The organism is Rhizobacter sp. P2_H2, from assembly GCF_056403375.1.
This window is the reverse complement of record NZ_JBFUFP010000711.1, coordinates 1-2,902: the sequence shown is the minus strand read 5'-3', so window position 1 is coordinate 2,902 and position 2,902 is coordinate 1. Positions and strand designations below refer to the sequence as shown.

2 protein-coding genes are annotated in these 2,902 nt (G+C 69.1%); both read left to right on the top strand.

Features of this window, described 5'->3' with window-relative positions; all coding sequences use genetic code 11:
* Positions 1 to 163 precede the first annotated feature (163 nt).
* Positions 164 to 1,543 (top strand): ethanolamine permease, encoded by a 1,380-nt coding sequence (eat, locus tag AC1D15_RS25085; RefSeq protein WP_477828114.1) that lies wholly within the window; start codon positions 164 to 166, stop codon positions 1,541 to 1,543.
* Positions 1,544 to 1,551: 8 nt separating this feature from the next.
* A partial coding sequence (locus AC1D15_RS25080) for an ethanolamine ammonia-lyase subunit EutB (RefSeq protein ID WP_477828113.1) occupies positions 1,552 to 2,902 on the top strand: 1,351 nt, incomplete at its 3' end.

Here is a 2,902-nt window from a genome sequence, read left to right as displayed (position 1 = left end):
GCGCTTCGGGAGGGTGGTTGTGACATCCTGATCGCCTGATGGCAAAGGCGCGGGTGGAAGGCCGGGGCTCGCCGGCCGGGTCGGCCATCGCCCAGCGGAACAGATCTTGCGTGACCCACGAACAGCAGTCCCTTCCAACCTGACGAGAGCGATTGGAGCGTCCATGCAGACACAGACGGGTCATCTCAAAGCCACGCTGAACGCCTGGCACCTGTGGGGACTGGCCGTCGGGCTGGTCATCTCCGGCGAGTATTTCGGCTGGAGCTACGGCTGGGCCAGCGCCGGAACCCTCGGCTTCCTCGTCACCGCCACGGTCGTCGCGGCGATGTACACCACCTTCATCTTCAGCTTCACCGAGCTCACCACCGCGATCCCCAACGCCGGCGGCCCGTTCGCCTACGCCAGCCGCGCCTTCGGCCCCGTCGGCGGCCTGATCGCCGGCTTCGCCACGCTGATCGAGTTCGTGTTCGCGCCACCCGCCATCGCCATGGCCATCGGCGCCTACCTGCAGGTGCAGTTCCCCGCCGCCAGCCCGAAGCTGATGGCCTGCGGCGCCTACGTCGTCTTCATGGCGCTCAACATCGTCGGCGTGCGCACTGCCGCCACCTTCGAGCTGATCGTCACCGTGCTCGCGATCTTCGAACTGCTCGTCTTCATGGGCGTGGTCGCGCCGGGCTTCTCGGTGGCCAACTTCGCCGCGCATGGCTGGGCCGGGCAGGACAGCTTCAGCCCGCTCGCACTCTCCGGCATGTTCGCCGCCATCCCGTTCGCGATCTGGTTCTTCCTCGCGATCGAGGGCGTCGCGATGGCCGCCGAGGAAGCGAAAGACCCGAAGCGCACCATCCCCATCGCCTACATCGCCGGCATCGTCACGCTGGTGCTGCTCGCCATCGGCGTGATGGTCTTCGCCGGCGGCGTCGGCGACTGGCGCAAGCTCTCCAACATCAACGACCCGCTGCCCCAGGCGATGAAGACCGTCGTCGGCGAGAACAGCGGCTGGCTGCACATGCTGGTGTGGATCGGCCTGTTCGGCCTCGTGGCCTCGTTCCACGGCATCATCCTCGGCTACTCGCGGCAGATGTTCGCGCTCGCCCGCGCCGGCTTCCTGCCCGCCTGGCTCGCCGTCATCCACCCGCGCTTCGGCACGCCCCACCGCGCCGTGCTCGCCGGCGGCGTCATCGGCATCGCGGCGATCTTCAGCGACGAGCTGTTTTCGTTCGGCGGCCAGACGCTCACGGCCAACATCGTCACGATGTCGGTGTTCGGCGCGATCGTGATGTACATCATGTCGATGGCGAGCCTGTTCGCGTTGCGCCGCAAGGAGCCCGAGCTCGCACGCCCGTTCCCCGCCATCGGCTACCCGGTGTTCCCGGCCATCGCGCTGGCGCTCGCGCTGCTGTGCCTCGTGGCGATGGTCTGGTACAACCTGCTGCTGTCGCTGATCTTCGCCGGGTTGATGGCCGCAGCCACCGTGTTGTTCCTGGTCAGCGGCCGAGAGCGGCGCGCCGCCGCTCTTGCCGCAGACCTCGCCGCGCAGCCCTGAGGAGACGCATGCCCTACCGCCACACCATCGGCACGCAGACCTGGCAGTTCGCCGATCTGAAGGCCGTGATGGCGCGCGCCACACCGGCGCGCTCGGGCGACCAGCTCGCCGGCATCGCGGCCGGCAGCGCCGCCGAGCGCATGGCCGCGCGCATGTGCCTGGCCGACCTGCCGCTGCAGCGCTTCCTCGATGAAGCGCTGGTGCCCTACGAAGACGACGAGGTCACGCGGCTCATCGTCGACACGCACGACCGCGCGGCCTTCGCACCGATCTCGCACCTGACGGTCGGCGGCCTGCGCGACTGGCTGCTGTCCGACRCGGCCGACGAAGCCACGCTCGCGCGCGTTCGCGCCGGCATCACGCCGGAGATGGCCGCGGCCGTCAGCAAGCTGATGCGCCACCAGGACCTGATCCTCGCCGCCCGCAAATGCCGCGTCGTCACCCGCTTTCGCAACACGATCGGGCTGCCCGGCCGCCTCTCGGTGCGCCTGCAGCCCAATCACCCGACCGACAGCCCGCGCGGCATCGCGGTCTCGATGCTCGACGGCCTGCTGTACGGCGCCGGCGACGCGGTGATCGGCATCAACCCGGTCAGCGACAGCATGCCGGCGCTGGTCGACCTGCTGCACCTGCTGGACGAGCTGATCCGCCGCTTCGAGATCCCCACGCAGTCGTGCATCCTGACCCACGTCACCAACACCGTGCAGGCGATCGAGGCCGGCGCGCCGGTCGACCTGGTGTTCCAGTCGGTCGCCGGCACGCAGCAGGCGAACGCGAGCTTCGGCATCGACCTCGCGTTGCTGCGCGAGGCGCAGGCCGCCGCGTTGTCGCTGAAGCGCGCGACGGTCGGCGACCCGGCCACCGCCAACGTGATGTATTTCGAGACCGGCCAGGGCTCGGCGCTGTCGGCCGATGCGCACCACGGCGTCGACCAGCAGACCTGCGAGGCCCGTGCCTACGCGGTGGCGCGCGCGTTCTCGCCGCTGCTCACCAACACCGTGGTCGGCTTCATCGGCCCGGAGTACCTCTACGACGGCAAGCAGATCATCCGCGCCGGGCTCGAAGACCACTTCTGCGGCAAGCTGATGGGCCTGCCGCTCGGCTGCGACGTCTGCTACACCAACCATGCCGAGGCCGATTCGGACGACATGGACACGCTGATGACGCTGCTCGGCGCGGCGGGCCTGAGCTTCATCATGGGCGTGCCGGGCGCCGACGACATCATGCTGAACTACCAGAGCACCTCGTTCCACGATGCGCTGTACCTGCGCGAGCTGCTCGGCCTACAACGCGCGCCGGAGTTCGAGGCCTGGCTGCAGAAGATGCGCATCACCGACGAGGCCGGCCGCGTGCTGCCGA

Excerpts from the sequence above, each read along its gene's own strand:
- eat (WP_477828114.1), top strand. The coding sequence starts at position 164 with ATGCAGACACAGACGGGTCATCTCAAAGCCACGCTGAACGCCTGGCAC.